The 2,833-nt window shown below is 73.5% G+C and carries 2 protein-coding genes and 1 pseudogene; all 3 read right to left on the bottom strand.

The window, feature by feature from the left end:
* On the bottom strand, nt 1-438 hold a 438-nt coding region (locus GT042_RS30395; protein ID WP_161311909.1), incomplete at its 3' end, for a DUF885 family protein.
* Between the two features lie 343 nt (nt 439-781).
* Nucleotides 782-2,197, bottom strand: coding sequence for a GNAT family N-acetyltransferase (locus tag GT042_RS30390; RefSeq protein ID WP_161311908.1), 1,416 nt, complete (start codon nt 2,195-2,197; stop codon nt 782-784).
* A gap of 118 nt (nt 2,198-2,315) precedes the next feature.
* A pseudogene (locus GT042_RS30385) lies at nt 2,316-2,833 on the bottom strand (hypothetical protein); the annotation flags it as partial.

Genomic DNA, 2,833 nt, shown 5'->3' with positions numbered 1-2,833 from the left:
GTAGCCCTCCAGCGCGTCGGGCACGGCGCGCAGCCGGTCGGCGACCGCCGCCCAGTCCTCGTCCGTCGCGGTCGGCGTGACGGTGAAGACGCCGCGGACGGAGTGGGCGGGCGAGTGGATGTTGCTGACCGCGCGCAGCCCCTCCTGGGCTTCGTGGACGGCGAGTTCGGCCGTGAGACGCTCGCGCAGCAGGCGCCCGCAGCGCCGCTCGGCCTCGCTGTCCGCACCCGGGGACCGCTCGGCCGCGTCGAGCCGGGCGAGGGTCGTGCGCGCCAGATCGGCGAGCGCCTGCTGTCCGGCCGGGGAGAAGTCGGGGAGACGACGGGAACTCTCCGCGACGCCCAGATAGGTGCCGGTGATCGGGTCGAGTGCGATGAGCTCGTCGACGTAGGCGTCGGCGACCTGACGGGGCAGCACGCTGCCTGCTGTGTCTGACATGCCGACATCCTCCCCGAGTCGGCCACATCCGTCACGTCAGGGTTCCGTCCCCGTTGGCGGCGGTGGCCGACGGGGGACGGTCGGCGGGACCGGCACCGGCGGCCCGTGGTCCCCTCTGCGGTGCCGCCCGACCTGGGCCTCCGGCCCACGGCCCGGTTCGGCCGGATCGTGGCCGGGAGGGGGGCCTGGTTCTGCCGTCCTGTCCGTACGCGCGAGCCGGTCCGTACGCGCGAGCGCGCTGGACCCGCGCCCTGTCGTCGCGGGACGACCGCTGTACGGATCGGCCACCGCGCCGTGGCCGAAAAGTGGCCGAGAAGGGCCTGCCGCCGCCTGACCGGACCCCCTAGGGACGACGCTCGGAGCGGTCCTGTTCGAACAGGCCGGAATCCCCGTGCGGCGGAAGCGGACGGGCCGCCTTCGGCTCCAGGCGGGCCGTGATGACCAGCGTGCCCTCCTCGATCTGGTAGTCGAGCGGCAGTCCGAGGCTCCGCATCGCCGCGACCATCGCGGTGTGGGACGACTGGGTGACGGCGTATACGGTCCCGCTGCGCGCCTCCGTGGCCAACTCGACCAGCCGGGCCAGCAGTTCGGCGCCGATGCCGCGCCGCTGCCAGGCGTCCTCGACGATCAGCGCGACCTCCGTCTCGTCGCCGTCCCAGAGGAGGTGGCCGAGGGCGACCAGGTTTCCCGAGGAGGTCTCGACCGCGAGGGTGCGCCCGAAACGCGGGCTGAGCAGGTGGTCCAGATAGCGGTCCGCGTCGGCCGCCGGGCCGTGGTACCGCAGGCCGAGCGTACGGGCAGAGCAGCGGGCGTGCATCGCCAGGGCGGCTTCGAGGTCGTCCTGGTCGGCGCGCCGTACCGTGATCTCCTCGCCCTCGGGGAGCGTGAGGACGTCGTGGCCCTCGGGCATGCGCGGACCGAGCCGGGCGTCGAGTTCGACCAGGGCGCGGGCCCGCGCGAACTCCGTCGGGGTGAACGGCAGATACGGCCGCTCGACCGTGATGGACCCGCCGCTCGGGTCGCGCAGCACCATGGACGTCTCGTCGAGCGCGCCCTCGACCGGTGCGCCCTCCCCGGTCCGCCGTCCGCCGGCCGATTCGGCCGGCCGGGAGTGGATCGTGCAGCGGCCCAGCAACTGGCGCAGTGCCAGCGGCAGTTCGGCCGAGTCCAGGGCCGTACGGGTGGCGAGGCCGAGCACCCGGGTCGGGGTGTCCACGAGGTCGTGCGCGTCCGCGCGCTCGATCCAGGTGCCGCTGCCCCCGGCAGCCGCGACCTCTCGGGTGAGGTCCCTCGCCTGGAGCGTGGCGGGGGCCCGCAGCAGGAACTCGTCCACCGTCCCCTCGGAGAGCGGGTGGGTCTGGAGGGTGAGGATGTCCACGCGCCGCGTCGCGAACGCGACGCACAGGGCGGCCAGGCTGCCCGGCTCGTCCCGGACGGTGGTCCGCATCCGCCAGAGCACCGTCTCGGCCGGCACGCCGAAGTCCGCCGCCGGGGCGGCCACCTCGGCCGCCTCCGCGCCGGTGACCACCTCCGGGGGTGCGTGGCTGTGCTTGCGTGCCCACCACGTGTGGAACGTCGCCGTGGCGATCAGGACGACCGCCGAGGCGATCAGCAGGGAAGCGCCGTCCGGTCCGTGCGCGATCGAGTTGGCCACGGCGTCGGCCACGGCCACCGCGGTGAACAGGGCGGCCAGCTCGACCAAATCCCGTCGCCAGTGGTGGGGGCGGCGGGCACTCTTCGCGGAAGTCACATCGGTCATGGCCTCACTGTGGCCGAACGGTGTTGCGTGATCACGAACGGTTTGTGACTGATGGGTTAAGGATGGATCTGTTCCCTTTTGGACTATCTTTAGTCAATTTTGGCCGGGACCGGTCGCTTCACTGACGCAAAGCGTTCAGCAGCCGCGCCGCCTGCGCCGTCAGCCGTGACGAACCACCCCGGGCGGCGACCTCTGCCAGACCCCGTATGCCCGGATCCGCCCCCGTGCCGGTACTCCCCGTCGTACCAGGCACGGCACCGGCCACGGCACCGCGCTCCGCGCACTCGGCGGCCACGGAGAGCAGGTCCCCGAGCCCAGGACGTGAGGTGTCGGCCAACAGGTCGGACAGAGCCGCGCCGAGCACGGACCACACTGTCCGGTACGCACCGGTGGCGGCGGCGGTTCGCGCCGAGTCGGCCAGACGGTTCAGCTTGACCGTACCCGATATCGTCAGCATCGCCATGTCGCGGCCCAGTTGGGGTCCGTCCAACTCCCCTTGGGCCGCCAGGACGAGCAGCGCGTCCACGGCCGCCAGCCGGTCGCCCGGGTGCCTGGCGCCCAGCCCGTACGCGACCGCCAGGCGCAGCGCGGGCCCGGCGGGGCCGCCCGCCTCCGCGCCGAGGGGGAGCCACCAGG

The organism is Streptomyces sp. SID3212 (genome assembly GCF_009865405.1).
GTDB lineage: Bacteria > Actinomycetota > Actinomycetes > Streptomycetales > Streptomycetaceae > Streptomyces.
The sequence above is the reverse complement of the archived record's forward strand: the minus strand, read 5'-3'. Positions and strand labels throughout refer to the sequence as shown.